Genomic DNA, 26044 nt, shown 5'->3' with positions numbered 1-26044 from the left:
ACATTTTAGCGGCGGGACACGCCGTTCTTGCCTGTGGAGAGATGGTGCAGTCAGGCCGCCCGTTGAAGCAGGAACCCACCGAAATGATTCAGGCGACAGCCTGAACGTAGCAGGGATCCTCGTCCTTCAGGGCGTGGAGGATGTCAACAAACAGGTTGAATTAACTCCGCGCCCTGGTTTTTGACATTACCTACCGCGCGCGATACCGGGTGCCAGGTGAACTGGTTTGCTGGCACACAGCCGTTGGTAGCAATTTCTGATGCTTCTTTACCGCCAATCTCTTGCCGCATCCATTCCTGTGCAGCTTCTGGCGACAGAACCAGCGGGCGGCGGTCATGAATATCTACCAGACCCTGGTCTGCTGCTGCAGTGACAATTAAAAATCCTTCGGCTTCGTCACCGCGCTCAAACGGTGTGCTACCTATCGCGGCCATAAAAACAGGTTGTCCATCAGCGCGATAGATAAAATAAGGCTGTTTTTTGTCGCCTTCTTTTTTCCACTCAAACCAGCCATCGGCAAAACAGATTGCCCGACCATGTTGCCAGAGCGGTTTAAACATACGACTGGTGGCCGCAGTTTCTACGCGGGCGTTAATCAGCGGCGGTTTATCCCACCATCCGGGAGCATATCCCCAGAAAACCGGATCCAGATGAAGGTGTTCATCACGTTCACTGAGCAGAAGAACTTTGGTTCCCGGCGCGACGTTGTATCTGCCAATGGGTTCGGGATCGTAGGGAATATCGCGTTCAATATCTTCCGCGAGAAGCGCAAGGTAATCTTCACGCGTTTGGGATTGGGCAAAGCGTCCACACATAGAAACCTCCTGAGATCATACTGAAAAGAATAGGAGAGGGGGCGGGTAAAATCTATGTGATACAGAGGTAACGATGTTCCCGCTGTTGGCCACAGCGGGAATGAGGGATTACTTCTGAATTAAATAACGAATGGTTGGCCCGTCTTGCTGAATATCCAGCACCGTATAGCCGTGATTACGCGCATCCAGTGGAATATTATTGATCGACTGCGGACAGTCGCTCACCACTTCCAGGATCTCACCTTTTTTTAACTGCGGCATCGCCTCAAGGGTTGCGACTGCCGGATAAGGGCAGGGTTCACCCACCATATCAAGACGGTAATCAGGAATGATATTTTTCATGCGATCTCCTTAGCAGTCTGCGGTGCCGCACGGCGGAAGAAGCGTTTTTCCCAGCCGATAATCAACATCAGCGCAGTAAACAACAGCAAATATGTCACCAGCAGGCCACCCATCGGGCCAAAGGTTTTCAGCAGGTTGATTTTGTCCCAGTCGGTGGCCAGCGCCGGAGCGAAATCATCCCAGTAATACGCCAGAATGGTTGAGCCGATCACATTGCCCAGACCGACCCACCAGTAGTGCACCTGACCTTCTACCGCGCGGTACATCCAACCGGTTTCGCAGCCGCCTGCCAGCACGATGCCAAAACCAAACAGTAAACCACCAATTACCGCGTTTGGTCCCGCCCACATGATTTTGGGTTCAACACCTAACTGTACGTAACTGAAGATCCCGATGGCACTCACCGCCATACCAATAATGATTGCTTTCGCCATGTGGGTACGTCCGGTGATCCACATATCGCGGAACGCCGAAGTAAAGCAGATTTGCGCACGTTCAATCAGTAAACCAAAGCCGACGCCAAACAGCATTGCCAGCCCCAGTTTGGGTTGGTTCATCGCCGTGAGCAGCGCCCAGCCCAGCATGCCGAAAAAGACCAGCATCCCGAGACGAAAACGACGCCGCGCCTGATCCGGTTTTTGCGTCAGCGGTGAGGCGGCAGAAACTTTCTGCATTTTCACGGGAATACGGAAGATGGGCAGCAGGGTAAAGCGCGCGCCAAACCATGAACCAATGGCAGTGGCGATGGCAAAGAACCAGGCATGCAGCGAGAACTGAGGAATGCCGGTAAAGAACGCCGCCAGGTTACAGCCCATTGCCAGACGCGCGCCAAAACCGGCGATAATACCGCCAATAATGGCCTGCATAATGCGGATACGGCTGCGCGGCATGCGTAGTTTGACATTGTTGGCCCACAGCGCTGCGGCAAAGCAGCCGCCAAACATGCCGAGGATCATCATCCCGTCGATGCGGGTTAATGGCGATCCTTCCAGATGGATAATTTTAAAATAACCCCACTCTTCAGCATGGACGCCAAACAGCTGCAGGAGCTGGCCGCCCCAACGGGTAAATTCACCCGTGACAGCCCAAAAGGTGCCAGTAATGCCAAAATAGTAAGTGGAGAGAATACCCGCCGCGATGACCGCAGGGATGGGTGCCCAGAATTTAATCAACCAGGCGTGTTTGAATTGCTGCCATGACATGAATGTAGCCTCTGAACTCAGAAGGTTTGAAACAAGAGTCGCGAATCATACATCATGCAAATTTATTTTCGGGGTAATAATTCACAAAAATAATAGTTAGATCAAATTTCTCTCTGAACCTGGAAAGGCTGGCGACATCAGGGCTTTAATGCCACAATCCTCTTTTCTTCTCATGCAGGACGAATGATGAAAAAACTCGCAATTGCAGGCGCGCTCATGTTGTTGGCGGGCTGTGCCGAAGTCGAAAACTATAACAATGTCGTGAAAACCCCCGCGCCGGACTGGCTGGCGGGCTACTGGCAGACCAAAGGGCCGCAACGTGCGCTGGTCAGTCCGGAAGCGATAGGCAGCCTGATTGTCACTAAAGAGGGCGATACCCTGGATTGCCGTCAGTGGCAGCGGGTGATTGCCGTGCCGGGCAAGTTGACATTGATGTCAGATGATCTCACTAACGTTACCGTAAAACGTGAGCTGTACGAGGTTGAGCGTGACGGTAACACCATTGAGTACGATGGTATGACGATGGAGCGTGTGGATCGCCCGACGGCAGAGTGTGCCGCTGCGCTGGATAAAGCGCCGTTACCGACGCCACTGCCGTAATGAAATCTCCCCGGCTTGCCGCCGGGGATGAATTTAAATCACCTCTTCGATAACCCACACGCTGACGCTGCCGCCGTTGCAAAAGAAGGTCGCTTCACCGTTTTCGTCGGTTACTACGCTCTCTTGCCGGTTCCCCAGAAAATCACGCCAGGTTTTATTGCCGTAATTCTCTCCCAGATGAATGGTTTTTTCGCCATCATCCCCGTTCGACATGACCACCACGCAGCCGGGATATTCGTCGGTGCCACTGCGGCTAAAGGCAATGCAGTTCGGATGGTCGAAAAATAACGTCTGTACACCGTGGGCGAAACGCTGACGGGCGAGAATTAACTCATCAAGCTGTTCGATTATTGGCATATCTATTGGATAGGTTTGCCCGTCACCACCGACATCTTCGTAATGCGCACCGTAGAGGTCCGGATAGAACACCGAAGGAACGCCATTTTCCCGCAACAAAATTAGAGCATACGCCAGCGGTTTAAACCACGGTTCGACCGGCGCTTCGAGGGCTTGCAACGGTTGGGTGTCGTGATTGGCAACGAGCGTCACGGCGTGGAAAGGATCGGCTTCCACTAATGTACCCGTGAAAATCTGCGTCATGTCGTAGTCGCGCCCCATGCGCGATGCTTCATGGAATTTCATCTGCAGCGGCGCATCAAACAGCATGGTTTTGCCTTCCACCTGATCAATATACGTTTGCAGCTTATCAACTTCATGCGACCAGTATTCCGCCACAATAAACAGCGGCTTTGGCGCAACTTCTTGTACGTGTTCGATCCACTCTTTATAAAACCATGCCGGTATATGTTTGACCGCATCAAGACGAAAACCGTCGCATTGCGTTTGTTCCATCACCCAGCGCGCCCAGTATTTAATCTCTTCCGTCACGGCATGATTGCGGAAATCGATATTCTCGCCCATCAGATAATCGAAATTACCTAATTCATCATCAACCTGATCGTTCCAGCCTTCGCCGGTGTAGTCGTTAACAATTTTAAATATGCCATCTTCATCAGGGTTTTCGATATGGTCGATACCGCTAAAACATTTGAAATCCCAGATAAACTGCGAGTATTGCCCGGCACGAGCGGGGAAGGTGTAACGCGTCCAGCCTTCACACTCAATGATTTCTTCGTCAATTTGCGTACGGTCATCAGCATTTACACGCTGCACGCGAATAGCTTCTTTTTCATCCGCGCCCATTTTGTGGTTGACTACCACGTCCAACAGCACCGCAATGTCATTACGTTTCAGAGCATCAATGGCGGCCAGCAGTTGTGCTTTATCGCCATATTTAGTGGGGATGCTGCCTTTCTGATCAAACTCGCCTAAATCAAATAAATCATAGGAGTCGTAGCCGACCGAATACCCGCCCGATGCGCCTTTATAGGCGGGCGGCAACCAGACCATATTGATACCAATATCATTAAAACCGTCGGCGCGCTCGGCCAGTTCAGGCCAGAGCTTACCGCCTTCCGGGTAATACCAGTGAAAACATTGTAACAGCGTGGGATTACGCATTCTTCGACTCCATTCAAGGGGAACATTAGAAGCGTAGCCGTAATCGGATTATTCGCGAGCCATCGACTCATTCAGATTCAAAAGAGATTATCCTGCGGAGCCAGCACAAAGCCGCCCTGATCGCCATAGGCACTTAACACCGATTTTTGCACCGATGACTGACCGACCAGTTTCGCCAGTTCATCCATCCGAATCTGTAATAACTGCTTTACCTTGCTTTCGTTGTCGAGAATCAGGCGCAGCATCGGGCGGAGCTGCTCCTGCATCGTGGTGGACGGGTCAATCTCTTCAGTCAGATGTGCAATCTCCTGCACCGCATTCACATACGCCATCTCGCTGGCGATGAGTTCGTCCCATTGTTCTTCTGTTGCCAGGCGTAACATGAGCTGGCTTTTTTCGACGAGTTGTTGCCAGGCGAAATACAAATGCGGTGCGTGGTTCATCAGACTGGGTCCTGAATCAAAGAAGGGGAGAGTAACGACTCTTTCCAGGCATCGGCAATATTGCGCATTAATGCTTCCACTTCTTCGACTGCGGAGACATCGTTGCGTAAATTGGCTTGCAGCAAGCGCCTGACCATATAGCTATAAAGAGCAATCAAGTTTTGGGTTAGTTCGTCTTTGCTCTCTTCATCAAGACTCACCCGCAGTCCGTTCTCAATGATGTTGATCGCTTTTGACAAAGAGACGCCTTTGCCTTGCTGATTGTTGTCCTGCATAAACAGGCGCGCTCTAACCAGTGCGCTCAGCACTCCATCAAATAGCATGGTGACCAGCTGCTGCTGGCTGGCGCTCATTACGGCGCTTTCGACGCCAATTTGTGCATAGGCCTGGGTGCCTTTTGCCGCGTACATGACCTGTCTCCCGATGAATAATGATTACTTGGAATTACTGTTGTTTTCGAACTGCTGCGTTAAGTAGCTGCTGGTGCTGTTTAACGAGGTCATTAAAACGTCCAGTTGGGTAAATTGTTCTTTGTAGCGCGCGACCTGCGCATCAATGCGATCGCTGGCGGCGTTGTAGTCTTTAGTTAACTTATTCAGGGTTTTACTAACGCCATCGGTAGCGGCTTTAATAATGCCCGTTGTCGAAAGCCAACTGGTCAGGTTGCTGCCGATGGTGGTTGTGATGCCGGTTTTTTTACCATCGCCAACAATCAATGCACCTACGCCGCTGGCATCTTTTTTCAGTGCAGCGGTGAGTTTGTCGGCATCCAGTTCCAGTTTGCCATCGCTGGGATCGGTCGTGATACCAATCTGCGCCAACGTTTTATAGCTGGAAGAACTGACGGTATTACTCAGCATCGACTTCAACTGCGTCTGAATCGTCCGCAGCGTGGAGTCGCCGAGCAGTGCGCCATTACTAGAACTCTGGCTATCAGCTCCCGCATCTACGGCGGTGTATTTGGTCAGGCTGCTGAAGGTATCTATTAGCGAGTTATAGGCATTCACCCAGTCTTTAATCGCTGTTTGCGCTTTGGAGGTGTCCTGAGTGATGGTCAGCGTCTGGTTGCCCGTGGTGACATCGTTCAGGTTCAGGGTGATGTTTTCCAGCGCGTCGCTGATGGTGTTGCTGCTGTTCTCGATGGCGACGTTGTTGACCGTCAGCTGCGCATTTTGGGCGGCGACCGAAACCTCCATGCCGTTGCTGCTGGCACTGGCGTCATAGCCCATAAAACTTTGTAGCGCATCATCACCACTGACCGAGAGCGTCATCGCATTATCAAGGCCGGTATCATTTGATGTGACTGACAGACGATATTCACCGTTACCCACGTTAATGATGCTTGCGCTTACGCCTGCTTTTGCGTTGTTGATAGCATCACGGATCCCGCTTAACGACGAGTTAGCTGCGCTGATATCAATGGTAATCGGATCTTTGTCGCCGCCTTGTTGAATGGTGAGTTTACTGTCGCTGGTGGCGATCGCCGTTTTCGTATCGTCTCTGGTGGTGCGCGTGGTCAGGGTTTGCGCCTGCGCCAGATGGGTGACACTGATGGTGTATTTCCCGGCGATGGCGTTACCCGCGGTGGTGGCACTGAACGCGGTGGTGCTGCTGGTAGTGCTGGTGGCGGAAAAAAGATCGGCTTTAGACAATGCAGTATTGGCGGTCTGGAAAGTTGTCAGCGCGCTTTTCAGCGTACCGTAGGCGCTAAGTTTAGCGGTAAACGACGATTGCTGATTTGAAATAGGGGTTAGCGTCGCTTTTTGCGCGGCGGTGAGGCTATCAAGGATTGAACTTAAATCCAGACCTGACCCGACTCCCAGCGATGAAATACTTGCCATGCGATTTCCTTTTATCTTTCGACACGTAAAACGAATACCGGGGTTATCGGCCTGAATTGCGCAAAGTTTACGTTTAATTGTTTTTTTTAATAGCGGGAATAAGGGGCAGAGAAAAGAGTATTTCGGCGACTAACAAAAAATGGCTGTTTGTGAAAAAAATTCTAAAGGTTGTTTTACGACAGACGATAACAGGGTTGACGGCGATTGAGCCGACGGGTGGAAACCCAATACGTAATCAACGACTTGCAATATAGGATAACGAATCATGGCACAAGTCATTAATACCAACAGCCTCTCGCTGATCACTCAAAATAATATCAACAAGAACCAGTCTGCGCTGTCGAGTTCTATCGAGCGTCTGTCTTCTGGCTTGCGTATTAACAGCGCGAAGGATGACGCCGCAGGTCAGGCGATTGCTAACCGTTTTACTTCTAACATTAAAGGCCTGACTCAGGCTGCACGTAACGCCAACGACGGTATTTCTGTTGCGCAGACCACCGAAGGCGCGCTGTCCGAAATCAACAACAACTTACAGCGTGTGCGTGAACTGACCGTTCAGGCAACCACCGGTACCAACTCCCAGTCTGACCTGGACTCTATCCAGGACGAAATTAAATCCCGTCTGGACGAAATTGACCGCGTATCCGGTCAGACCCAGTTCAACGGCGTGAACGTACTGGCAAAAGACGGTTCCATGAAAATTCAGGTTGGCGCGAACGATGGCCAGACCATCACTATCGACCTGAAGAAGATTGACTCTTCTACGCTGAAACTGACTGGTTTTAACGTGAATGGCAAAGCAGCGGTTGATAATGCTAAAGCGACGGATGCAAATCTGACTACCGCCGGTTTTACACAAGGCGTTGTGGATTCAAATGGTAATAGTACTTGGACTAAATCAACTACGACTAATTTCGATGCGGCAACTGCAGTAAACGTACTAGCAGCAGTTAAAGATGGCAGCACAATCAATTACACCGGTACTGGTAATGGTTTAGGGATTGCTGCAACAAGTGCTTATACATATCACGATAGCACTAAATCCTATACCTTTGATTCTACGGGGGCTGCAGTAGCTGGTGCCGCGTCCAGCCTGCAAGGTACTTTTGGTACAGATACGAATACTGCAAAAATCACCATCGATGGTTCTGCTCAAGAAGTAAACATCGCTAAAGATGGGAAAATTACTGATACTGATGGTAAAGCTTTATATATCGATTCCACTGGTAATTTGACTAAGAACGGCTCTGATACTTTAACTCAGGCAACATTGAATGATGTCCTTACTGGTGCTAATTCAGTTGATGATACAAGGATTGACTTCGATAGCGGCATGTCTGTCACCCTTGATAAAGTGAACAGCACTGTAGATATCACTGGCGCATCTATTTCAGCCGCTGCAATGACTAATGAGTTGACAGGTAAGGCCTATACCGTAGTAAATGGTGCAGAATCTTACGCTGTAGCTACTAATAACACAGTAAAAACGACTGCTGATGCTAAAAATGTTTATGTTGATGCTAGTGGTAAATTAACTACTGATGACAAAGCCACTGTTACAGAAACTTATCATGAATTTGCGAATGGCAATATCTATGATGATAAAGGCGCTGCTGTTTATGCGGCGGCGGATGGTTCTCTGACTACAGAAACTACAAGTAAATCAGAAGCTACAGCTAACCCGCTGGCCGCTCTGGACGACGCAATCAGCCAGATCGACAAATTCCGTTCATCCCTGGGTGCTATCCAGAACCGTCTGGATTCCGCAGTCACCAACCTGAACAACACCACTACCAATCTGTCTGAAGCGCAGTCCCGTATTCAGGACGCCGACTATGCGACCGAAGTGTCCAATATGTCGAAAGCGCAGATCATCCAGCAGGCAGGCAACTCCGTGCTGGCAAAAGCCAACCAGGTACCGCAGCAGGTTCTGTCTCTGCTGCAGGGTTAATCGCCTGAATGCCTCTCAAACCCCGCTCCGGCGGGGTTTTTTACAATTGGCTTTTTGCGTAACCCCCAAATAACCCCTCATTTCACCCACTAATCGTCCGATTAAAAACCCTGCAGAAACGGATAATCATGCCGATAACTCATATAACGCAGGGCTGTTTATCGTGAATTCACTCTATACCGCTGAAGGTGTAATGGATAAACACTCGCTGTGGCAGCGTTATGTCCCGCTGGTGCGTCACGAAGCATTGCGCCTGCAGGTTCGACTGCCCGCGAGCGTGGAACTTGACGATCTGCTACAGGCGGGCGGCATTGGGTTACTTAATGCCGTCGAACGCTATGACGCCCTACAAGGAACGGCATTTACAACTTACGCAGTGCAGCGTATCCGTGGCGCTATGCTGGATGAACTTCGCAGCCGTGACTGGGTGCCGCGCAGCGTGCGACGCAACGCGCGTGAAGTGGCACAGGCAATAGGGCAACTGGAGCAGGAACTTGGCCGCAACGCCACGGAAACTGAGGTAGCGGAACGTTTAGGGATCGATATTGCCGATTATCGCCAAATGTTGCTCGACACCAATAACAGCCAGCTCTTCTCCTACGATGAGTGGCGCGAAGAGCACGGCGATAGCATCGAACTGGTTACTGATGATCATCAGCGAGAAAACCCGCTACAACAACTGCTGGACAGTAATCTGCGCCAGCGGGTGATGGAAGCTATCGAAACGTTGCCGGAGCGCGAAAAACTGGTATTAACCCTCTATTACCAGGAAGAGCTGAATCTCAAAGAGATTGGCGCGGTGCTGGAGGTCGGGGAATCGCGGGTCAGTCAGTTACACAGCCAGGCCATTAAACGGTTACGCACTAAACTGGGTAAGTTATAACGTCAGTAAATGCCGCACTTTAATTTTGACTACCAGGAGTTCTTAATGATGGTGCAGCACCTGAAAAGACGGCCATTAAGCCGCTATCTTAAAGACTTTAAACACAGCCAGACTCATTGCGCGCATTGCCGTAAATTACTCGATCGCATTACCCTCGTTCGCGACGGCAAAATAGTGAATAAAATCGAGATTTCCCGCCTGGACGCGCTGCTTGATGAAAATGGCTGGCAAACGGAACAAAAATCATGGGCGGCATTGTGCCGATTTTGCGGTGATTTACATTGCAAAACGCAGAGTGATTTTTTCGATATTATCGGCTTTAAGCAATTTCTTTTTGAGCAAACTGAAATGAGCCCAGGTACGGTGCGTGAATATGTCGTTCGTTTGCGCCGTTTGGGGAATCATCTACACGAGCAAAATATTTCCCTCGATCCGCTGCAGGACGGTTTCCTTGATGAAATCCTCGCCCCGTGGCTGCCCACCACCAGCACCAACAATTACCGCATCGCATTACGGAAGTATCAACACTATCAGCGTCAAACGTGTACCGGACTTGTGCAGAAATCCTCCAGCCAGCCTGCTTCTGATATATATTAAATAAGAATAAGATGTAGCGGAGTTGTTTTTGTGTTTACAAACAATGGCTCTACACTGCAAACAGACATAACAACATTCGGGGTGAATATGAAATTAGCACATCTGGGACGTCAGGCATTGATGGGTGTGATGGCCGTGGCGCTGGTTGCGGGCATGAGCGTTAAAAGTTTTGCAGATGAAGGTCTGCTTAATAAAGTCAAAGAGCGCGGCACGCTGCTGGTAGGGCTGGAAGGCACTTATCCGCCGTTCAGTTTTCAGGGGGATGACGGCAAATTAACCGGTTTTGAAGTGGAATTTGCCCAACAGCTGGCAAAACATCTTGGCGTTGAGGCGTCACTAAAACCGACCAAATGGGACGGTATGCTGGCGTCGCTGGACTCTAAACGCATTGATGTGGTGATTAACCAGGTCACCATTTCTGACGAGCGCAAGAAAAAATACGATTTCTCTACCCCGTACACCATTTCTGGTATTCAGGCGCTGGTGAAAAAAGGTAACGAAGGCACCATTAAAACGGCTGCTGATCTGAAAGGCAAAAAAGTGGGTGTCGGTCTGGGCACCAACTATGAAGAGTGGCTGCGTCAGAATGTTCAGGGCGTCGATGTGCGTACCTATGATGATGACCCGACCAAATATCAGGATCTGCGCGTAGGCCGTATCGATGCGATCCTCGTTGATCGTCTGGCGGCGCTGGATCTGGTGAAGAAAACCAACGATACGCTGGCAGTAACCGGTGAAGCATTCTCCCGTCAGGAGTCTGGCGTGGCGCTGCGTAAAGGAAATGAAGACCTGCTGAAAGCGGTGAATGATGCAATTGCGGAAATGCAAAAAGACGGCACTCTGCAAGCTCTTTCCGAAAAATGGTTTGGTGCTGATGTGACCAAATAATCAGTATAATGACAAAAAAGGGCGCTTTCACTAGCGCCTTTTTTATTTACGCGTTTTCAGCGTGCATAATAAGAAAATCACAACAACATACATCGGAGGCTGTTATGCCACTGCATAATTTAACCCGTTTTCCACGGCTGGAGTTTATCGGCGCGCCAACGCCGCTCGAATATCTGCCGCGCTTTTCTGATTATCTTGGACGGGAAATTTTCATCAAACGGGATGACGTCACACCCATGGCAATGGGCGGCAATAAATTACGTAAGCTGGAATTTCTCGCGGCAGATGCTCTGCGTGAAGGTGCCGATACGCTGATTACTGCCGGGGCGATCCAGTCTAACCATGTGCGCCAGACTGCCGCAGTCGCTGCGAAACTCGGTCTGCACTGCGTGGCGCTGCTGGAAAATCCTATTGGTACAACCGCAGAAAACTATTTAACCAACGGCAATCGTTTGTTGCTGGATCTGTTCAATACCCAGATTGAAATGTGCGACGCACTGACCGATCCCAATGCCCAACTGGAAGAGCTGGCGACGCGAGTCGAAGCACAAGGCTTTCGCCCGTATGTCATTCCGGTTGGCGGTTCTAATGCTCTGGGCGCGCTGGGTTATGTGGAGAGTGCGCTGGAAATCGCGCAACAGTGTGAAGGGGCGGTTAATATTTCGTCGGTGGTGGTCGCATCGGGCAGTGCCGGAACTCACGCCGGACTGGCTGTTGGGCTGGAACACCTGATGCCTGAAAGCGAACTGATTGGCGTGACCGTGTCGCGTTCCGTTGCCGATCAATTGCCGAAAGTGGTTAACCTACAACAGGCGATTGCGAAAGAACTGGAGCTGACCGCATCAGCGGAAATTTTACTCTGGGATGACTATTTTGCACCTGGCTACGGCGTGCCGAACGACGAAGGCATGGAAGCAGTGAAATTGCTGGCGCGGCTGGAAGGCATTCTGCTTGATCCTGTGTATACCGGAAAAGCGATGGCGGGTCTGATTGACGGTATCAGTCAGAAACGTTTCAAAGATGAAGGGCCGATTCTGTTTATTCATACCGGCGGTGCGCCTGCGCTGTTCGCCTATCATCCCCACGTTTAGCTCCGGGAACGCTCATGCAAGAAAGTATACAACTGGTTATTGATTCCTTGCCGTTCCTGCTGAAAGGGGCTGGGTATACGCTGCAACTCAGTATCGGCGGCATGTTTTTTGGCTTACTGCTCGGGTTTATTCTCGCGCTGATGCGCCTGTCGCCAATCTGGCCCGTGCGCTGGCTGGCGCGTTTTTATATCTCTATTTTTCGTGGTACACCGCTCATCGCACAACTGTTTATGATCTATTACGGCCTGCCGCAGTTTGGTATCGAATTAGATCCCATTCCGTCAGCAATGATTGGTCTGTCGCTCAACACTGCCGCCTATGCTGCCGAAACGCTGCGCGCCGCCATTTCTTCTATTGATAAAGGTCAGTGGGAAGCAGCTGCCAGTATTGGTATGACGCCATGGCAGACTATGCGTCGCGCGATTTTGCCACAGGCGGCGCGGGTGGCGTTGCCGCCGCTGTCGAACAGCTTTATCAGCCTGGTAAAAGATACGTCGCTGGCCGCGACAATTCAGGTGCCGGAGCTGTTCCGTCAGGCGCAGTTGATTACCTCGCGCACGCTGGAGGTGTTCACCATGTACCTGGCGGCTTCGCTCATCTACTGGATCATGGCGACAGTATTATCGACGTTGCAGAACCATTTTGAGAATCAACTTAATCGCCAGGAGAGAGAACCAAAATGAGTGCCATTGAAGTTAAGAACCTGGTGAAAAAATTTCACGGTCAGACGGTGCTGCACGGTATCGACCTTGAGGTAAAGCCTGGCGAAGTGGTGGCAATTATCGGTCCGAGTGGTTCCGGCAAAACCACGTTGCTACGCAGCATAAATCTGCTGGAACAACCGGAAGCGGGAACTATCACCGTTGGCGATATCACTATTGATACTGCACGTTCATTAAGTCAGCAAAAATCGCTGATTCGCCAGTTGCGTCAGCACGTCGGGTTTGTCTTCCAGAACTTTAATTTGTTTCCGCATCGTACGGTGCTGGAAAACATTATTGAAGGGCCGGTGATCGTCAAAGGCGAACCGAAAGAAGAGGCCACGGCGCGCGCTCGCGAGCTGTTGGCGAAAGTTGGGCTGGCCGGTAAAGAAACCAGCTATCCACGTCGTTTGTCTGGCGGTCAACAGCAACGTGTTGCGATTGCACGTGCGCTGGCAATGCGTCCTGAGGTGATTTTGTTTGACGAGCCAACGTCGGCGCTGGATCCAGAGCTGGTGGGCGAAGTCCTGAACACCATCCGTCAGCTGGCGCAGGAAAAGCGCACGATGGTGATTGTGACGCACGAAATGAGCTTTGCCCGGGATGTTGCGGACCGGGCGATTTTTATGGACCAGGGGCGGATAGTCGAGCAGGGGGCAGCAAAAGCGTTATTTGCCGATCCCCAGCAGCCTCGCACCCGCCAGTTCCTCGAGAAGTTTCTGCTGCAATAATAAGAAAAAATCAGCCCCGACGATTCACCTGTCGGGGCGGGACGCCATTTCAAGCGTGATAAAACAGCTTAACAAATCAGCATAACTCATTAATAACATAAGAGAATGCGATGGCTTGCAAAAGTAATTCATTGCCTGAATAATATAAATTATATATAAATCTTATTTATGTGATAGTTTGAATTATCATTATAAATGATACTCACTCTCAGGGGCGTTGCGGTTTACTATGCAGGATACGGATTTTTTCAGCTGGCGTCGCACGATGCTGTTGCGTTTTCAGAGGATGGAGGCCGCAGAAGAGGTCTACCATGAAATAGAGCTTCAGGCTCAGCAGCTAGAGTACGATTACTATTCGTTATGTGTTCGCCACCCGGTACCATTCACGCGACCTAAAGTGGCTTTCTACACCAATTACCCTGAGGCGTGGGTTAGTTATTATCAGGCAAAAAACTTTCTCGCAATTGATCCGGTGCTGAACCCTGAAAACTTTAGTCAGGGCCATTTAATGTGGAATGATGACTTATTCAGCGAAGCACAGCCGTTATGGGAAGCCGCGCGCGCACATGGTTTACGCCGCGGTGTCACTCAGTATTTAATGCTGCCAAACCGGGCGCTGGGCTTTTTGTCCTTTTCCCGTAGCAGCGCGCGCGAAATACCCATTCTTAGTGATGAACTGCAATTAAAAATGCAGTTACTGGTGCGCGAAAGTCTGATGGCTCTGATGCGTTTAAATGATGAAATAGTGATGACGCCAGAGATGAATTTCAGCAAGCGCGAAAAAGAAATTTTGAAATGGACGGCGGAAGGGAAGACATCAGCAGAGATAGCGATGATTTTGTCAATCTCTGAGAATACGGTCAATTTCCACCAGAAAAACATGCAGAAAAAAATTAATGCACCAAATAAGACGCAGGTTGCCTGTTACGCGGCCGCTACTGGCTTAATTTGATCTCTTTTCTGTTCTGCGTGCCAGATGCAAAAACCGGCTGAAAGGCACGCTCTCAGCCGGTTTTATATTACTGACGGTAGGCTTGTTTAATTTGCTTAACCGTTTTGGAAAATACTGCAGCCTGGGTTTCGTCTTCGATCAGCGCAAGCTGTTTTTCCATCTTTAACATCACGCGGCCCGCGTCAGCTTGTCCCATCGCCTGCAGCATCAGCGTCAGCATCGCTTTCAGGCAGGAGACTTCATTTGCCAGTTCTTGATTATTCTCGGCAGTAGAAAAATCAGGCGTACTCATTTATTTTCCTCGTCATGTTGCAATGAAAATTTGCGGTGAAAAATGTTAAGGCGGCGGAGTATACCATAAGCTTTGCTAAAAATAGCAGTGGTTGTTTTTTGAGCGTATCGTCAACGGTGCTATTAAATGCGTTAATATAATGACCAATAAATATTTTTATCATGAATGTTTTTTGCCCGTATTGTTTGGGTTAATTAATGTTACATATTCAGCGGGCTGATTTTCATTTTTGCTGAATAAAGGTAATTTTTGTCACATTTCGTCGCAGGGCTTACTGTGAAACGACCCGGTCAGCCGTTGGTGACGGGCGTGACCATAACTGTGGACAATCGAATTGACAAAAACGAGAGAAAAATCGAATACCCACCATTTTTAACGTTTCAAAGTTGCAATAAAAACCGCTAATATACGAATGACTAACTATCAGTAGCGTTATCCCTATTTCTGGAGATATTCCTTTGATCAACGTTCTACTTGTTGATGACCACGAACTGGTGCGCGCAGGGATACGACGCATTCTGGAAGATATAAAGGGTATAAAAGTCGTCGGTGAGGCATCGTGCGGTGAAGACGCCGTTAAGTGGTGCCGGACAAATGCCGTTGACGTGGTGCTAATGGACATGAGTATGCCGGGCATTGGCGGTCTTGAGGCGACGCGTAAAATCGCGCGTTCCACAGCTGATGTCAAAATCATCATGCTTACCGTCCATACAGAAAACCCTTTACCAGCGAAAGTCATGCAGGCCGGTGCTGCGGGCTACCTCAGCAAAGGCGCGGCTCCGCAGGAAGTCGTGAGTGCGATTCGTTCTGTCTATTCTGGGCAGCGTTACATTGCTTCTGACATCGCTCAACAAATGGCGTTAAGCCAGATCGAACCAGAAAAAACAGAAAGCCCATTTGCCAGTTTGTCTGAACGTGAATTGCAGATTATGCTGATGATCACCAATGGCCAGAAGGTCAATGAGATCTCAGAACAGCTCAATCTCAGTCCGAAAACGGTGAACAGCTACCGCTATCGTATGTTCAGTAAACTAAACATTCATGGCGATGTTGAGCTGACTCACCTGGCAATTCGCCATGGTCTGTGTAATGCGGAGACATTATCAAGTCAGTGAGTGATCAGTTTGACGCAAAAGCGTTTTTAAAAACCGTAACCAGCCAGCCAGGCGTTTATCGCATGTACGATGCTGGTGGTACGGTTATCTATGTCGGCAAAGCGAAAGACCTGAAAAAACGGCTTTCCAGCTATTTCCGTAGCAACCTCGCTTCGCGCAAAACCGAAGCGCTGGTCACCCAGATCCAGCAAATTGATGTAACGGTTACTCATACAGAAACCGAAGCGCTGTTGCTGGAACACAACTACATCAAACTCTATCAGCCGCGTTACAACGTTTTGCTACGCGATGATAAATCTTATCCTTTTATCTTCCTGAGTGGCGATACCCACCCGCGTCTGGCGATGCATCGTGGTGCAAAGCATGCCAAAGGTGAATATTTCGGCCCGTTCCCGAATGGCTATGCCGTACGTGAAACACTGGCGCTACTGCAAAAGATTTTCCCCATTCGCCAGTGCGAAAATAGTGTTTATCGCAATCGCTCGCGTCCGTGTCTGCAATATCAGATAGGGCGCTGTCTGGGACCGTGCGTTGAAGGACTGGTGAGTGAAGAAGAATACGCTCAGCAGGTCGAGTATGTGCGCCTGTTTTTGTCTGGCAAAGATGATCAGGTGCTTACGCAACTCATTAGCCGTATGGAAACTGCCAGCCAGAATCTGGAGTTTGAAGAAGCGGCACGTATTCGCGACCAAATTCAGGCGGTGCGACGCGTCACCGAAAAACAGTTTGTTTCCAATACCGGCGACGACCTTGACGTTATTGGTGTGGCGTTCGATGCGGGCATGGCTTGTGTCCACGTATTGTTCATTCGTCAGGGCAAAGTGCTCGGCAGCCGTAGCTATTTCCCGAAAGTGCCTGGCGGTACGGAACTGAGCGAGGTGGTGGAAACCTTCGTAGGTCAGTTCTATTTACAAGGCAGCCAGATGCGCACCTTACCGGGTGAGATCCTGCTCGATTTTAATCTTAGCGATAAAACGCTGCTCGCCGATTCCCTTTCAGAACTGGCGGGACGCAAGATTAATGTTCAAACCAAACCTCGTGGCGATAGAGCGCGTTATCTGAAACTCGCGCGCACCAATGCGGCGACGGCCTTAACCAGCAAACTTTCGCAGCAATCTACCGTTCACCAGCGGCTGACCGCGCTTGCCAGCGTGTTGAAATTGCCAGAAGTGAAGCGGATGGAGTGCTTTGACATCAGCCATACCATGGGCGAACAAACCGTCGCTTCCTGTGTGGTGTTTGATGCTAACGGCCCGCTGCGTGCGGAGTATCGGCGCTATAACATTACTGGCATCACGCCGGGCGATGATTATGCGGCGATGAATCAGGTGCTGCGTCGGCGTTATGGTAAAGCCATTGACGACAGTAAGATCCCGGATGTGATCCTTATCGACGGCGGCAAAGGCCAGCTTGCGCAGGCGAAAAATGTCTTCGCCGAACTGGATGTCTCATGGGATAAAAATCATCCGCTGCTACTTGGCGTTGCCAAAGGAGCAGATCGTAAGGCTGGGCTGGAAACGCTGTTCTTTGAGCCGGAAGGTGAGGGATTCAGTTTGCCGCCAGATTCTCCCGCGCTGCATGTTATCCAGCATATTCGCGATGAATCACACGATCACGCGATTGGCGGGCACCGTAAAAAACGGGCGAAGGTCAAAAATACCAGTTCCCTGGAAACCATTGAAGGCGTCGGGCCAAAACGTCGGCAAATGTTGTTGAAATATATGGGCGGTTTGCAAGGTTTACGTAACGCCAGCGTCGAGGAAATTGCAAAAGTGCCGGGTATTTCGCAAGGTCTGGCAGAAAAGATCTTCTGGTCGTTGAAACATTGATGTCTCTGTAGCAACATAGGGGTAATCTTACTGACAACAGATAGTTACCCGTCATTATGCAATTTAATATCCCTACGTTGCTTACACTGTTCCGTGTCATCCTTATCCCATTCTTTGTATTGGTCTTTTATCTGCCTGTCACCTGGTCGCCGTTTGCCGCCGCGCTCATTTTCTGCGTCGCGGCGGTGACTGACTGGTTCGATGGTTTTCTGGCACGCCGCTGGAACCAGAGTACCCGGTTTGGTGCTTTCCTTGACCCTGTCGCAGATAAAGTTCTCGTGGCTATCGCCATGGTGCTGGTAACCGAGCATTATCACAGCTGGTGGGTGACCTTACCGGCGGCAACGATGATCGCCCGTGAAATTATTATTTCTGCGCTACGCGAATGGATGGCGGAGTTGGGTAAACGCAGTAGCGTGGCTGTCTCCTGGATTGGGAAAGTGAAAACTACGGCCCAGATGGTGGCGTTGGCCTGGCTGCTGTGGCGTCCGAACATTTGGGTTGAGTACGCCGGTATTGCACTTTTCTTTGTGGCTGCGGTACTGACTCTGTGGTCAATGTTGCAATATTTGAGCGCTGCGCGTGCAGATTTGCTTGATCAGTGATCGTTTCGGTGCAATTTTCAGCAAACGATCAAAAGTGGTGAAAAATATCGTTGACTCATCGCGCCAGGTAAGTAGAATGCAACGCATCGAACGGCGGCACTGATTGCCAGACGATAATAAAATCAAGTGATTAACTGATTGCTTGATGAATGCGGGAATAGCTCAGTTGGTAGAGCACGACCTTGCCAAGGTCGGGGTCGCGAGTTCGAGTCTCGTTTCCCGCTCCAGTTTAAAAGACATCGGCCTCAAGCGGATGTCTGGCTGAAAGGCCTGAAGAATTTGGCGCGTTAACAAAGCGGTTATGTAGCGGATTGCAAATCCGTCTAGTCCGGTTCGACTCCGGAACGCGCCTCCACTTTCTTCCCGAGCCCGGATGGTGGAATCGGTAGACACAAGGGATTTAAAATCCCTCGGCGTTCGCGCTGTGTGGGTTCAAGTCCCACTCCGGGTACCATGGGAAACATCAGAATAATCAAAGCAATAAGCAGTGTCGTGAAACCACCTCCGGGTGGTTTTTTTGTGCCTGAAATTCATGTCCTGTGCATATCCTGTGCTCACGGGGTGCGATGAGCTGCAATCTCCAGCCTGGCAATGACGAATCGAACGTGTCGCCTCCAGCATAGAGAACCAGGCCGCTTTGCCTGTTTTCCGGTACGCTTCCGGGAAGGGGGGCCTGCTGAGCAAGCTGTAATGCTCTAGCCACCCTGAGTACAAAGTTGCTTAATTCGTGCAATCACCTCATCTCTGTACTTCTGGTGTCCGCGCATAGCCCGTGGATGGGCAATTCTGAAACAGATTGCATTACCTGTTTTGAACTCCCATAGCTTCCCCGGAATGACTGAAGAAGTCTCATAGCCGCTTAGCTCAGTAAGCACCTGTTTTATGATGTAGTCTGTTCTCCGGGCTCCAGATGCAAAGATGATGAAATCAGGCTCAAGGTGTTTAATTTGTACCGCCAGTAGCTTCAGCGAGGCTAATATGACTTCCTGCACTTCATTTTGAGGGCGATTGAGAGGGGTCAGTCCGTCGTAATCCCACGCCAGTAGATTGGCATACACGATTGCCTGGGGAAGAATATTAAGCTCCCGGGCCAGCCTGAAATGATATTGCGTGAAGCGGCTACGTGATTTGAGGTTGGCGGTGCCATAATTTTGTACCGGAAGATGTTTCCTGTAACGATCTACAGCTTCTTCAACCACCTGCCCGATGGTGACGTCAGGTATAAGTCCCAACACCCGTGATATCGTATTCTTACCATTCAGCGTATTCCAGCCAGCGGTTTCACGTCCAACCAGCATGATTTTTACCGGTGAGTGCCAGTATTCTTCAAAGGGTACGGGTAAAAATACGCCTGAGTATTTATTTTCATTCAGGTTAAATTACTGGGCGTCAACTTCCTGTAATATCCGTTTGTACGCGTCTAATAGCCTTTCCATTCTTCAATCCTGCCCCGTAATAAAAACACCTTCAGATATATATTATCTCCATGATATCAATCAGATACATGAGGATAAATATGCAAAAATCCTTCCGATTCACCAATTCATCCATCAAAGCCCTTCCGGCAAACACAGATACCAGATCTACAGAGCTAGAGGTATCTGATACCGAAGTTATTGGCCTCAAATGTCTCTCAGGTCGAACGGGTAACAAACGTTTCCTCCTGCGCTACACATTCCACGGTACCAAAAAAAGTATCAGTATTGGCAGATTCCCTGAAATTGATGTGGGGACAGCTCGCCAGATAGCTCGCCGTCATAAGGAGGCGATTGCACTTGGAAATGACCCCAAGGCAGAGCGCGATAATTATCGTGCGATGCCAACGCTTAGTGAGTTTTTTCACCAGACCTATGTTCCGTTCATCAAGCGCCATAAAAAGTCCTGGGATAAGGATGTTCAGCGTTTCACGCAATACATTGAACCTCGTCTGGGAAAGATACGTTACTGCGATCTCAGGGCCCGGGAAATCCAGCAGGTGCTTTTCGACATGCTTGAGGGTCGTATTCACGGCCAGCAGTATGCACCGTCTACCTGTAACAGGGCACTGGCTATTCTGAAAACTATGGGGCGTTATGCGCTACGACAGGATGTCTTAGAGAAGAATGAAGCCGATAAGATCCCTTTGCTGAAGGAGAATAATCAGCGGACGCGCTTTTTTGACGCCGATGAGATCAGAAGGATCCTCGACGCTGCGGCACGATACCCCAATAAGGCAGCCGGGGGACTGATAGCCATGCTGCTGTTAACCGGTACACGCAAATCAGAAATGCTGAATGTCATGCACAAACATATTGATCGGGATAACAGGTCGTTATTCATTCCTTATACTAAGAATGGTCGCAGCAGAACTGTGTATCTCAGTGATGTTGCATTATCCATTATTGATTCGATCCCACGGGCTGGCAGCAACCCCTATCTGTTTGCCGTAAAAGATAATGGAAAACCAATATCAGAACCCCGGTGGGCCTATGAAAAAATACTGGCAGAGTGCGGGATAGATAAAAGTGAAGTCTGTTTCCACACTACGCGCCATTCCGTCGCATCATTACTTGTCTCCAGCGGACAGTACAGTCTGTATGACGTTAAAGCCCAGCTTGCGCATGCCAGTATTCAGAGTACGGAGCGCTACGCAAAACTGACACCAGAGCGAATGCGTCAGACCGGGCAGGGTGTTACCGACCTTCTTTTACCCCCCGTAGCTACCAGTAAAGAACAGTGATTTTTGCATCTCTTAAACGTGGAGAATGATTATGCCGTTAAAGTGCCCTAAGTGCGGTTGTCGGAATACAGTCACAGAAACTGCCGGAAATATAGCAAAGGTGACTCGCGATGACCGGTTTCTGACATTGACATCCGGTTATATTAGCCCGGAGCAATTACCAGAATTGCTTAAAGAAATCATCAGGGCGATACAACGTCTCTTTAGATTCCTTGAACAGCGTGAAAGGAATAATGCGCCAGTGCTGATCTGCAAGGATTGTGGATATTATGAAAGAATATAGATGACCACTGAAGGAAATTCCAGATTCTTGAGCCTGTCTATGTAACCCCGATACTTAAAACGTATCGGGGTTTTTTACTTATAAGGATTGATTAATGAAGTTTATCGCTAACTGGCAAAGTCTGCCATCACTATCTCTTCCGGAGTCAGTAATGAGTCTGTTGAAAACAGAGCTGGTACTCCCATTTGAAGATGAATACTCTGCAATGAGTTTCTGGGATGAAGTCGGGGTGACATTAATATATGTCGAGCCCGATGATGTACCTGAAGATATTAAAGCGCAGGTATTAAATGTGATTCATCAGTTAATTGCAAATCCAGAATTTGTAGTCCGTCTGACAGATGACTATTACCTGATGCTTTCTGTTACGGAAGATAACGGGAACGGTATTTATCTGTTATTTCACCCCGATTGCCCTCTGAAGGGTATTGATTTATTAATTTCTATGGCCGAATCACGCTATTAAACACAAGCAAAACCAGGAACGCAAAATGAGTAAATCAAAATTAGTTAAAAATAATGTTGAGTCAGTTTCGAAGGAGATTAAAAATGAGGCAGAGGTTATTCATGAAAATCTCAGTGCAGATGAACAAACATTATCTGATGTAAAAGACTATCAGTTGCTCATTGAAACAGGCCAGGCAGAAAAAATCAGTCCTAAGGCAAGTGGTATGCTGACATGGCAACTGGCGATATCAGAGGTGGACAATGAACTTTATCTTCGTCTGGTGGCAAATGGCTGTGGAGGGTTGTTCTCTAAGGACTGGATCTCACTTTCAAAGATTGCAACCGTTCTGGAAACACAACCTGCTACCGGCTTCTCATCCGGAGTATTCAGGCCGTTATTCAAAGGGGCAAGCGCCAACAATGCAGGTTTTCTGGCTGCTGTTTTACGCTCCCCGGATATATGTCTGCTGGAGGCACATCCAGAGAAGTTATTTACTCATGTATTATACCCGGACTGGAGGGAGCGGTTGAATAAACTTAATACGATCAGTAGCCAGGAAAAGATTACAGAGGATTAATTTATTTCCTGCACTATTATACAACCAGAAATCACCACACACCGCTATTTACTTTCTAAAGGAAAATTTATTATGCAAACCCAATATGCCTTAAAACAGGCAGGATTAACTCTGCCTGTTACTAAAGAATTTCAGCAGCATATTACTACTCTTCTGGCAAATCAGGTTTTACAAAAAATAACTGAGGCAGTGGTTATTAATTTCCGTTATCCGGACTACAGTGCAGAATCCGGGGGCTTTCATCCCGTTGAAATACGGTTTGTCCGTAAGAATAATGAATGGTATTTTGATTATGTCACAGAATTTAGTTATATGGGGCGTGTCTACCCTGAGCTGGAAAAAGAAATTGATTTTTGCTGGTCGGGGAATTATGTCTTCCATTATCTGATTGGGGATATTTCACTGGCAGCAGAGAGGAATGAACTCTGGTCCCTGTGGGAGCGTAATTTTATGGAGTATCTCTCTATGGGGATTTACCGGGTAACGGTAACTGTGGAAAGTTGTTGACCCGTTATGAACAGGAAGAAAGCGGGCGGCTTTGTAATCTACTGCATGTGGCGTGCATCACAGCATGGAGATGATGTCTCTTTTTCCTGGCTGTTCGCATAAACAAGTGCAGACACGGGGGATCTCAGATCCCTCGTGGTTTTTGCCCCCTATGGAGCATTCTCCTGTAGCAGGGTGATAACGGTTAATCCATTACCCCAACGACAGTATTACACCGGTAATAAATGTTCATGAATACAGTTAGTTATGTGGGTTTTGAGGTGGGCTATGTCATCGTTGACGATAACTGAAGGTTTTACAGATGTATAAAACTCGCGGTGAAAGGATAGCAGAAAGGCTGTGCTGGATATTACTTCAACTGTATACCGGTAATACGGTATCGGTTAATGATATATGTCAGCGTTTCGCGGTCAGTCGCCGAACCGGACAGCGTGATTTGTTGAGAGTTGAAACTGTAACGGAAACTATTTCACCTGGAAGGGTAAGGCTGGCAAGTTTGATAAGGGAACGAGTTAGACGAAATTTTTAATCGAATCCATATCAATACTATAAAATATGAAAATTAACGGGAGTAAATATATACTCCCGTTATAATGCAACCTTTTTTTAACTACTCAAATGATATTAATTTAGGTGCGACAGTGTTTTTATGATGTGTTGAATTTGCAAGATTAATAATATCATGAAATGATTTCATGTCGTCGTCAGTGATTTCTAGGGCTGGATCAGCTAAATCGGCACAGGTAACATTTAACCAGTGTGTTAATGAATCAATCCTGTTTGAAGTAATATATTCAGTGTGACCAATATTCCACTTCCAGTTGATTATCCGAGCAGGTCTGAATCTCACCTCCCGAACCCCAATTGGCGTTACTGACTCTACGAGAGGGTATATCGTGTTAAGTACTTTATCATGTTCACTGTAGATATTTAAATGCCCCATTTTTGAACCGTAAGCCATTTTCATTATGTTCTCTGTATAACTTGTTATTGGGGTGGCTCCGGCCATAGAGATTGTTAAGAGAATATTATCATTTTTAATATAGGGTAATGTATTGTTTATTAATCGAGTCCCTAAAGAATGACCCATTATGATCACATTACGCTTTTCTTTAACGTATATCTCGTTTATTACGTGTGCTAATTTTTCTCTGTTATTAACTGCTGCTTTCGTTGCATTATACCAGGCCTGACGCGCTTTAAATGGAATGGAGATTGATGACAATAAAGGAGATGTTCTCAGGGGGAAGAGAGTATATAACCCCCACTTGTTCGCTATGTCAGAACTTAATATGGATAGTAGATTTGCCGATTCCCATTTATAGTATCTGACATCAAGGCCACACCCTGCTTTAATTCGGTTAAACCATGATATATCATTTTCGGTCAGAAACCCTGATACAACAAGAAGAACCGGGCATTTTTTCATGGTAACTCCATTTTTTAGCTTACAAAAATAGCACTCAATGAAAATTATATTATCCGTGTCATTACGGGGCGTTACTTGGCTGGGTGTAACGTTTCAGTGCGGATTGTATATCTTCAGCAAGTTGTTGACGGATTGAGGCCGGTTGTATTACTTCGACATCCGGTATCCAGTATTTCATTAAAGGCATTATCTGATCTGTGTGTGTTACACGTGATATCACCAGTAAATCGCCAGACCGGGAAGTATGAATTATTTCCTGTCCTGGCAATAGATGACGGTGGGTAAACCACGGAGCAACATGTGCGGAAACTGAAATAAGAGCTTCGATAAGGTCTTCGCTATACCAGATACCATCTGTCTTTTCTATTTTTTCATTAATTTCGGGGATTATCCTGAAAGAGATATTACTCATGCAAACGTCTTTGACAGATGAGATAACAAAGCTTTTTAATGTACTGTCATGGGCGGCAGCGAGATACCACAATCCGTTGTCATTAACCAGTCTGTATGGCTCAACAGCCCGAAACTCTTTATCTTTGTAATTAAAATTTACTTTCTTCTGTGACAGGATGGCATCGGATAATACATTCAGAATTGACATGAATGATCCGCAGTTTTCGTATGGACGTTGTTTTATCAGAAACGGGTTGTTTTTCGTGTTACCTAACAAAATACTCAGTAGTCTGTCATCCCAGCGAGGGAACAGCCCTTCAATACCCAGGATGCGCGTGAAATGACGTAAATCAGCATTGCTGCGTTGACCGAGAACACCGTCAGACAGGCGATAGCGACCATTTTGTCGAATCAGATTAAGATAGGACAGGCGCTGAGTAAGATCACGACGGATAGTTTTTTCGCAAACGTTAAATTCCTCAGATAACTCCCGGACGGCTAGTGACTCACCATTGTTCAGGCGAGTTAATATCAATCCGAGTCGATATCCAAGTTTATCGTGCTTACCCATTCGTTTATCCGATTAATGCCAGCGAAGAGGATATTTTCAGCAAAGTAACGGACAGGATGAGTCCACTTTTACTGTGACGGAGAAAAAAATTAACTCATTAATTATCAATATATTAAAACATTGCTGGAATCATCGAATAACATGTGGACTCATCCTGTCCATGTGTATTTTTACGTTCAGGGTGATAATTATCATCCTGACCTGTACATGACATGTTTTTGCTGCATATTTGACCATGCACTTTTGCCATCAAGTCGGAGAGGCAGGGGGGAACGTAAGATCCGAAGGTTAGAGAGGTTATCAGCAATTACAATGATGATTAATATTTTCATAATGTCGGAGAACATCATATTAGTTGAAATAACATAAAGGTGGTTCTATGTATTTACATATCAGAAAGTATCAACTCGTAAATGCGAGATGGCGTGATGTCATTGATCTGACAGATTATGAAGAAACAATCAGGCAGGTTGTCGGTACATTATTTGGAAATGATTTTATTGAGGTCAGCGTTGAAACAAATTGTTTTACTCTGACAGTAAACAGTACAAGCAGTAAAATACCACACGGCATACTGGTGAATATGGGGAAAAGGCTGGCGGCTAATCTCCAGAGTATCACCTGTCATGCCATGCGGATCTATCATGTAAATGGCCATCCTGACGCGCGGCAGTTATTTCACTGTTTTGATGCCGATTGCCTGTGATTAAGCCCCCAA

General features: G+C 48.1%; 29 protein-coding genes, 3 tRNA genes and 2 pseudogenes. 21 read left to right on the top strand and 13 right to left on the bottom strand.

Features of this window, described 5'->3' with window-relative positions; genetic code table 11:
• Positions 1-104: hypothetical protein (locus K0778_RS27740; RefSeq protein ID WP_249539887.1), on the top strand; the 104-nt coding region annotated here is incomplete at its 5' end.
• Positions 105-143: 39 nt separating this feature from the next.
• Here the strand turns inward: K0778_RS27740 and K0778_RS18355 are convergent.
• The 3 genes from K0778_RS18355 to yedE all read right to left on the bottom strand — a co-directional run bounded on the left by K0778_RS18355 (position 144) and on the right by yedE (position 2359).
• Positions 144-815, bottom strand: a complete 672-nt coding sequence (locus tag K0778_RS18355) for an SOS response-associated peptidase (protein WP_000334599.1) — start codon at positions 813-815, stop codon at positions 144-146.
• Between the two features lie 108 nt (positions 816-923).
• Positions 924-1157 (bottom strand): sulfurtransferase-like selenium metabolism protein YedF, encoded by a 234-nt coding sequence (gene yedF / locus K0778_RS18350; protein ID WP_000789493.1) that lies wholly within the window; start codon positions 1155-1157, stop codon positions 924-926.
• A complete protein-coding gene (gene yedE / locus K0778_RS18345) occupies positions 1154-2359 on the bottom strand; it encodes a selenium metabolism membrane protein YedE/FdhT (RefSeq protein WP_000118901.1) in 1206 nt (401 codons plus the stop codon). Before yedE ends, yedF begins: the two co-directional genes overlap by 4 nt.
• A 186-nt stretch (positions 2360-2545) precedes the next feature.
• On the opposite strand from yedE, the gene yedD reads away from it, so the two are divergent.
• The gene (gene yedD / locus K0778_RS18340; RefSeq protein WP_001295642.1) at positions 2546-2959 is read left to right on the top strand and encodes a lipoprotein YedD; all 414 of its coding nucleotides are present in this window, start codon (positions 2546-2548) and stop codon (positions 2957-2959) included.
• Between the two features lie 33 nt (positions 2960-2992).
• On the opposite strand, the gene amyA is transcribed toward yedD, so the two are convergent.
• The 4 genes from amyA to fliD all read right to left on the bottom strand — a co-directional run bounded on the left by amyA (position 2993) and on the right by fliD (position 6764).
• The gene (gene amyA, locus K0778_RS18335) at positions 2993-4480 is read right to left on the bottom strand and encodes an alpha-amylase (protein WP_001245699.1); all 1488 of its coding nucleotides are present in this window, start codon (positions 4478-4480) and stop codon (positions 2993-2995) included.
• Between the two features lie 77 nt (positions 4481-4557).
• Positions 4558-4923, bottom strand: a complete 366-nt coding sequence (gene fliT, locus K0778_RS18330) for a flagella biosynthesis regulatory protein FliT (RefSeq protein WP_001015023.1) — start codon at positions 4921-4923, stop codon at positions 4558-4560.
• Entirely contained in the window at positions 4923-5333 is a 411-nt protein-coding gene (gene fliS / locus K0778_RS18325) for a flagellar export chaperone FliS (RefSeq protein ID WP_000270663.1), read from the bottom strand. The genes fliT and fliS overlap by 1 nt, the downstream gene beginning before the upstream one ends.
• A 24-nt stretch (positions 5334-5357) precedes the next feature.
• Entirely contained in the window at positions 5358-6764 is a 1407-nt protein-coding gene (fliD, locus tag K0778_RS18320) for a flagellar filament capping protein FliD (protein ID WP_000146784.1), read from the bottom strand.
• A gap of 265 nt (positions 6765-7029) precedes the next feature.
• Here fliD and K0778_RS18315 point away from each other — a divergent pair, with 265 nt between their 5' ends.
• The 8 genes from K0778_RS18315 to sdiA all read left to right on the top strand — a co-directional run bounded on the left by K0778_RS18315 (position 7030) and on the right by sdiA (position 14558).
• Positions 7030-8715: a FliC/FljB family flagellin gene (locus K0778_RS18315; RefSeq protein ID WP_000079746.1), complete on the top strand. Its 1686-nt coding sequence runs from the start codon at positions 7030-7032 to the stop codon at positions 8713-8715.
• A 163-nt stretch (positions 8716-8878) separates the two neighbouring features.
• Positions 8879-9598 carry an RNA polymerase sigma factor FliA gene (fliA, locus tag K0778_RS18310; protein ID WP_001087467.1) on the top strand — a complete coding sequence of 240 codons (720 nt, stop codon included), beginning with the start codon at positions 8879-8881 and terminating at the stop codon, positions 9596-9598.
• A 45-nt stretch (positions 9599-9643) separates the two neighbouring features.
• Entirely contained in the window at positions 9644-10195 is a 552-nt protein-coding gene (fliZ, locus tag K0778_RS18305; RefSeq protein WP_001373604.1) for a flagella biosynthesis regulatory protein FliZ, read from the top strand.
• An 87-nt stretch (positions 10196-10282) separates the two neighbouring features.
• Positions 10283-11083, top strand: a complete 801-nt coding sequence (tcyJ, locus tag K0778_RS18300; protein ID WP_001295643.1) for a cystine ABC transporter substrate-binding protein — start codon at positions 10283-10285, stop codon at positions 11081-11083.
• 104 nt (positions 11084-11187) lie between these two features.
• The gene (gene dcyD / locus K0778_RS18295) at positions 11188-12174 is read left to right on the top strand and encodes a D-cysteine desulfhydrase (RefSeq protein WP_001128215.1); all 987 of its coding nucleotides are present in this window, start codon (positions 11188-11190) and stop codon (positions 12172-12174) included.
• A 14-nt stretch (positions 12175-12188) separates the two neighbouring features.
• Positions 12189-12857, top strand: coding sequence for a cystine ABC transporter permease (tcyL, locus tag K0778_RS18290; protein ID WP_001158220.1), 669 nt, complete (start codon positions 12189-12191; stop codon positions 12855-12857).
• Positions 12854-13606, top strand: coding sequence for an L-cystine ABC transporter ATP-binding protein TcyN (gene tcyN, locus K0778_RS18285; RefSeq protein ID WP_001272994.1), 753 nt, complete (start codon positions 12854-12856; stop codon positions 13604-13606). The genes tcyL and tcyN overlap by 4 nt, the downstream gene beginning before the upstream one ends.
• 229 nt (positions 13607-13835) lie before the next feature.
• Complete coding sequence (gene sdiA, locus K0778_RS18280) at positions 13836-14558, top strand: transcriptional regulator SdiA (protein ID WP_001154273.1); 723 nt, start codon at positions 13836-13838, stop codon at positions 14556-14558.
• A 67-nt stretch (positions 14559-14625) separates the two neighbouring features.
• Here sdiA and yecF read toward each other — a convergent pair whose 3' ends face one another.
• From yecF to K0778_RS28360, 3 genes and pseudogenes are all read right to left on the bottom strand, one after another.
• A complete protein-coding gene (yecF, locus tag K0778_RS18275; protein WP_000106474.1) occupies positions 14626-14850 on the bottom strand; it encodes a DUF2594 family protein YecF in 225 nt (74 codons plus the stop codon).
• Positions 14837-15013 (bottom strand): protein YecU, encoded by a 177-nt coding sequence (yecU, locus tag K0778_RS18270; protein ID WP_000590344.1) that lies wholly within the window; start codon positions 15011-15013, stop codon positions 14837-14839. The genes yecF and yecU overlap by 14 nt, the downstream gene beginning before the upstream one ends.
• Positions 15014-15050: 37 nt before the next feature.
• Positions 15051-15167: pseudogene (locus K0778_RS28360) on the bottom strand (transcriptional regulator).
• A 141-nt stretch (positions 15168-15308) separates the two neighbouring features.
• On the opposite strand from K0778_RS28360, the gene uvrY reads away from it, so the two are divergent.
• The 6 genes from uvrY (at position 15309) to K0778_RS18240 (ending at position 18853) form a co-directional block, all read left to right on the top strand.
• On the top strand, positions 15309-15965 hold the full coding sequence (uvrY, locus tag K0778_RS18265; protein ID WP_000611336.1) for a UvrY/SirA/GacA family response regulator transcription factor: 657 nt from the start codon (positions 15309-15311) through the stop codon (positions 15963-15965).
• Positions 15962-17794: an excinuclease ABC subunit UvrC gene (uvrC, locus tag K0778_RS18260; protein WP_161997271.1), complete on the top strand. Its 1833-nt coding sequence runs from the start codon at positions 15962-15964 to the stop codon at positions 17792-17794. Before uvrY ends, uvrC begins: the two co-directional genes overlap by 4 nt.
• Before the next feature lie 56 nt (positions 17795-17850).
• A complete protein-coding gene (pgsA, locus tag K0778_RS18255; protein WP_001160187.1) occupies positions 17851-18399 on the top strand; it encodes a CDP-diacylglycerol--glycerol-3-phosphate 3-phosphatidyltransferase in 549 nt (182 codons plus the stop codon).
• A 151-nt stretch (positions 18400-18550) separates the two neighbouring features.
• Positions 18551-18626 (top strand) — tRNA-Gly (locus K0778_RS18250).
• A gap of 54 nt (positions 18627-18680) precedes the next feature.
• Positions 18681-18754, top strand: a tRNA-Cys gene (locus K0778_RS18245).
• Between the two features lie 12 nt (positions 18755-18766).
• Positions 18767-18853: transfer RNA gene (locus tag K0778_RS18240), tRNA-Leu, on the top strand.
• Positions 18854-19094: 241 nt separating this feature from the next.
• Here K0778_RS18240 and K0778_RS18235 read toward each other — a convergent pair.
• Positions 19095-19835, bottom strand: a pseudogene (locus K0778_RS18235) (hypothetical protein).
• 80 nt (positions 19836-19915) lie between these two features.
• Here K0778_RS18235 and K0778_RS18230 point away from each other — a divergent pair.
• From K0778_RS18230 to K0778_RS18215, 4 genes are all read left to right on the top strand, one after another.
• Complete coding sequence (locus K0778_RS18230; protein WP_001721489.1) at positions 19916-21118, top strand: site-specific integrase; 1203 nt, start codon at positions 19916-19918, stop codon at positions 21116-21118.
• Between the two features lie 377 nt (positions 21119-21495).
• Complete coding sequence (locus K0778_RS18225; RefSeq protein WP_223400808.1) at positions 21496-21867, top strand: hypothetical protein; 372 nt, start codon at positions 21496-21498, stop codon at positions 21865-21867.
• Positions 21868-21892: 25 nt separating this feature from the next.
• The gene (locus K0778_RS18220; protein WP_000045627.1) at positions 21893-22426 is read left to right on the top strand and encodes a hypothetical protein; all 534 of its coding nucleotides are present in this window, start codon (positions 21893-21895) and stop codon (positions 22424-22426) included.
• Between the two features lie 72 nt (positions 22427-22498).
• Positions 22499-22933 (top strand): DUF2787 family protein, encoded by a 435-nt coding sequence (locus K0778_RS18215; RefSeq protein ID WP_153449111.1) that lies wholly within the window; start codon positions 22499-22501, stop codon positions 22931-22933.
• Between the two features lie 610 nt (positions 22934-23543).
• On the opposite strand, the gene K0778_RS18210 is transcribed toward K0778_RS18215, so the two are convergent.
• Both K0778_RS18210 and K0778_RS18205 read right to left on the bottom strand, forming a co-directional pair.
• On the bottom strand, positions 23544-24362 hold the full coding sequence (locus K0778_RS18210; RefSeq protein WP_000710651.1) for a DUF726 domain-containing protein: 819 nt from the start codon (positions 24360-24362) through the stop codon (positions 23544-23546).
• A 61-nt stretch (positions 24363-24423) separates the two neighbouring features.
• The gene (locus K0778_RS18205; RefSeq protein WP_000515817.1) at positions 24424-25326 is read right to left on the bottom strand and encodes a YafY family protein; all 903 of its coding nucleotides are present in this window, start codon (positions 25324-25326) and stop codon (positions 24424-24426) included.
• A gap of 379 nt (positions 25327-25705) precedes the next feature.
• On the opposite strand from K0778_RS18205, the gene K0778_RS18200 reads away from it, so the two are divergent.
• Positions 25706-26032 (top strand): hypothetical protein, encoded by a 327-nt coding sequence (locus tag K0778_RS18200; RefSeq protein WP_000280683.1) that lies wholly within the window; start codon positions 25706-25708, stop codon positions 26030-26032.
• The last annotated feature ends 12 nt before the right edge of the window (positions 26033-26044 follow it).

Source organism: Escherichia sp. XD33, assembly GCF_019375075.1.
In the GTDB taxonomy this organism is placed as follows: Bacteria; Pseudomonadota; Gammaproteobacteria; order Enterobacterales; family Enterobacteriaceae; genus Enterobacter; species Enterobacter flexneri_A.
The sequence above is the reverse complement of the archived record's forward strand: the minus strand, read 5'-3'. Positions and strand labels throughout refer to the sequence as shown.

Coding starts and splice junctions, on each gene's coding strand:
- K0778_RS18355 (WP_000334599.1), bottom strand. CDS start 815: ATGTGTGGACGCTTTGCCCAATCCCAAACGCGTGAAGATTACCTTGCG.
- yedF (WP_000789493.1), bottom strand. CDS start 1,157: ATGAAAAATATCATTCCTGATTACCGTCTTGATATGGTGGGTGAACCC.
- yedE (WP_000118901.1), bottom strand. CDS start 2,359: ATGTCATGGCAGCAATTCAAACACGCCTGGTTGATTAAATTCTGGGCA.
- yedD (WP_001295642.1), top strand. CDS start 2,546: ATGAAAAAACTCGCAATTGCAGGCGCGCTCATGTTGTTGGCGGGCTGT.
- amyA (WP_001245699.1), bottom strand. CDS start 4,480: ATGCGTAATCCCACGCTGTTACAATGTTTTCACTGGTATTACCCGGAA.
- fliT (WP_001015023.1), bottom strand. CDS start 4,923: ATGAACCACGCACCGCATTTGTATTTCGCCTGGCAACAACTCGTCGAA.
- fliS (WP_000270663.1), bottom strand. CDS start 5,333: ATGTACGCGGCAAAAGGCACCCAGGCCTATGCACAAATTGGCGTCGAA.
- fliD (WP_000146784.1), bottom strand. CDS start 6,764: ATGGCAAGTATTTCATCGCTGGGAGTCGGGTCAGGTCTGGATTTAAGT.
- K0778_RS18315 (WP_000079746.1), top strand. CDS start 7,030: ATGGCACAAGTCATTAATACCAACAGCCTCTCGCTGATCACTCAAAAT.
- fliZ (WP_001373604.1), top strand. CDS start 9,644: ATGATGGTGCAGCACCTGAAAAGACGGCCATTAAGCCGCTATCTTAAA.
- tcyJ (WP_001295643.1), top strand. CDS start 10,283: ATGAAATTAGCACATCTGGGACGTCAGGCATTGATGGGTGTGATGGCC.
- dcyD (WP_001128215.1), top strand. CDS start 11,188: ATGCCACTGCATAATTTAACCCGTTTTCCACGGCTGGAGTTTATCGGC.
- tcyL (WP_001158220.1), top strand. CDS start 12,189: ATGCAAGAAAGTATACAACTGGTTATTGATTCCTTGCCGTTCCTGCTG.
- tcyN (WP_001272994.1), top strand. CDS start 12,854: ATGAGTGCCATTGAAGTTAAGAACCTGGTGAAAAAATTTCACGGTCAG.
- sdiA (WP_001154273.1), top strand. CDS start 13,836: ATGCAGGATACGGATTTTTTCAGCTGGCGTCGCACGATGCTGTTGCGT.
- yecF (WP_000106474.1), bottom strand. CDS start 14,850: ATGAGTACGCCTGATTTTTCTACTGCCGAGAATAATCAAGAACTGGCA.
- yecU (WP_000590344.1), bottom strand. CDS start 15,013: ATGATAAAAATATTTATTGGTCATTATATTAACGCATTTAATAGCACC.
- pgsA (WP_001160187.1), top strand. CDS start 17,851: ATGCAATTTAATATCCCTACGTTGCTTACACTGTTCCGTGTCATCCTT.
- K0778_RS18230 (WP_001721489.1), top strand. CDS start 19,916: ATGCAAAAATCCTTCCGATTCACCAATTCATCCATCAAAGCCCTTCCG.
- K0778_RS18225 (WP_223400808.1), top strand. CDS start 21,496: ATGAAGTTTATCGCTAACTGGCAAAGTCTGCCATCACTATCTCTTCCG.
- K0778_RS18220 (WP_000045627.1), top strand. CDS start 21,893: ATGAGTAAATCAAAATTAGTTAAAAATAATGTTGAGTCAGTTTCGAAG.
- K0778_RS18215 (WP_153449111.1), top strand. CDS start 22,499: ATGCAAACCCAATATGCCTTAAAACAGGCAGGATTAACTCTGCCTGTT.
- K0778_RS18210 (WP_000710651.1), bottom strand. CDS start 24,362: ATGAAAAAATGCCCGGTTCTTCTTGTTGTATCAGGGTTTCTGACCGAA.
- K0778_RS18205 (WP_000515817.1), bottom strand. CDS start 25,326: ATGGGTAAGCACGATAAACTTGGATATCGACTCGGATTGATATTAACT.
- K0778_RS18200 (WP_000280683.1), top strand. CDS start 25,706: ATGTATTTACATATCAGAAAGTATCAACTCGTAAATGCGAGATGGCGT.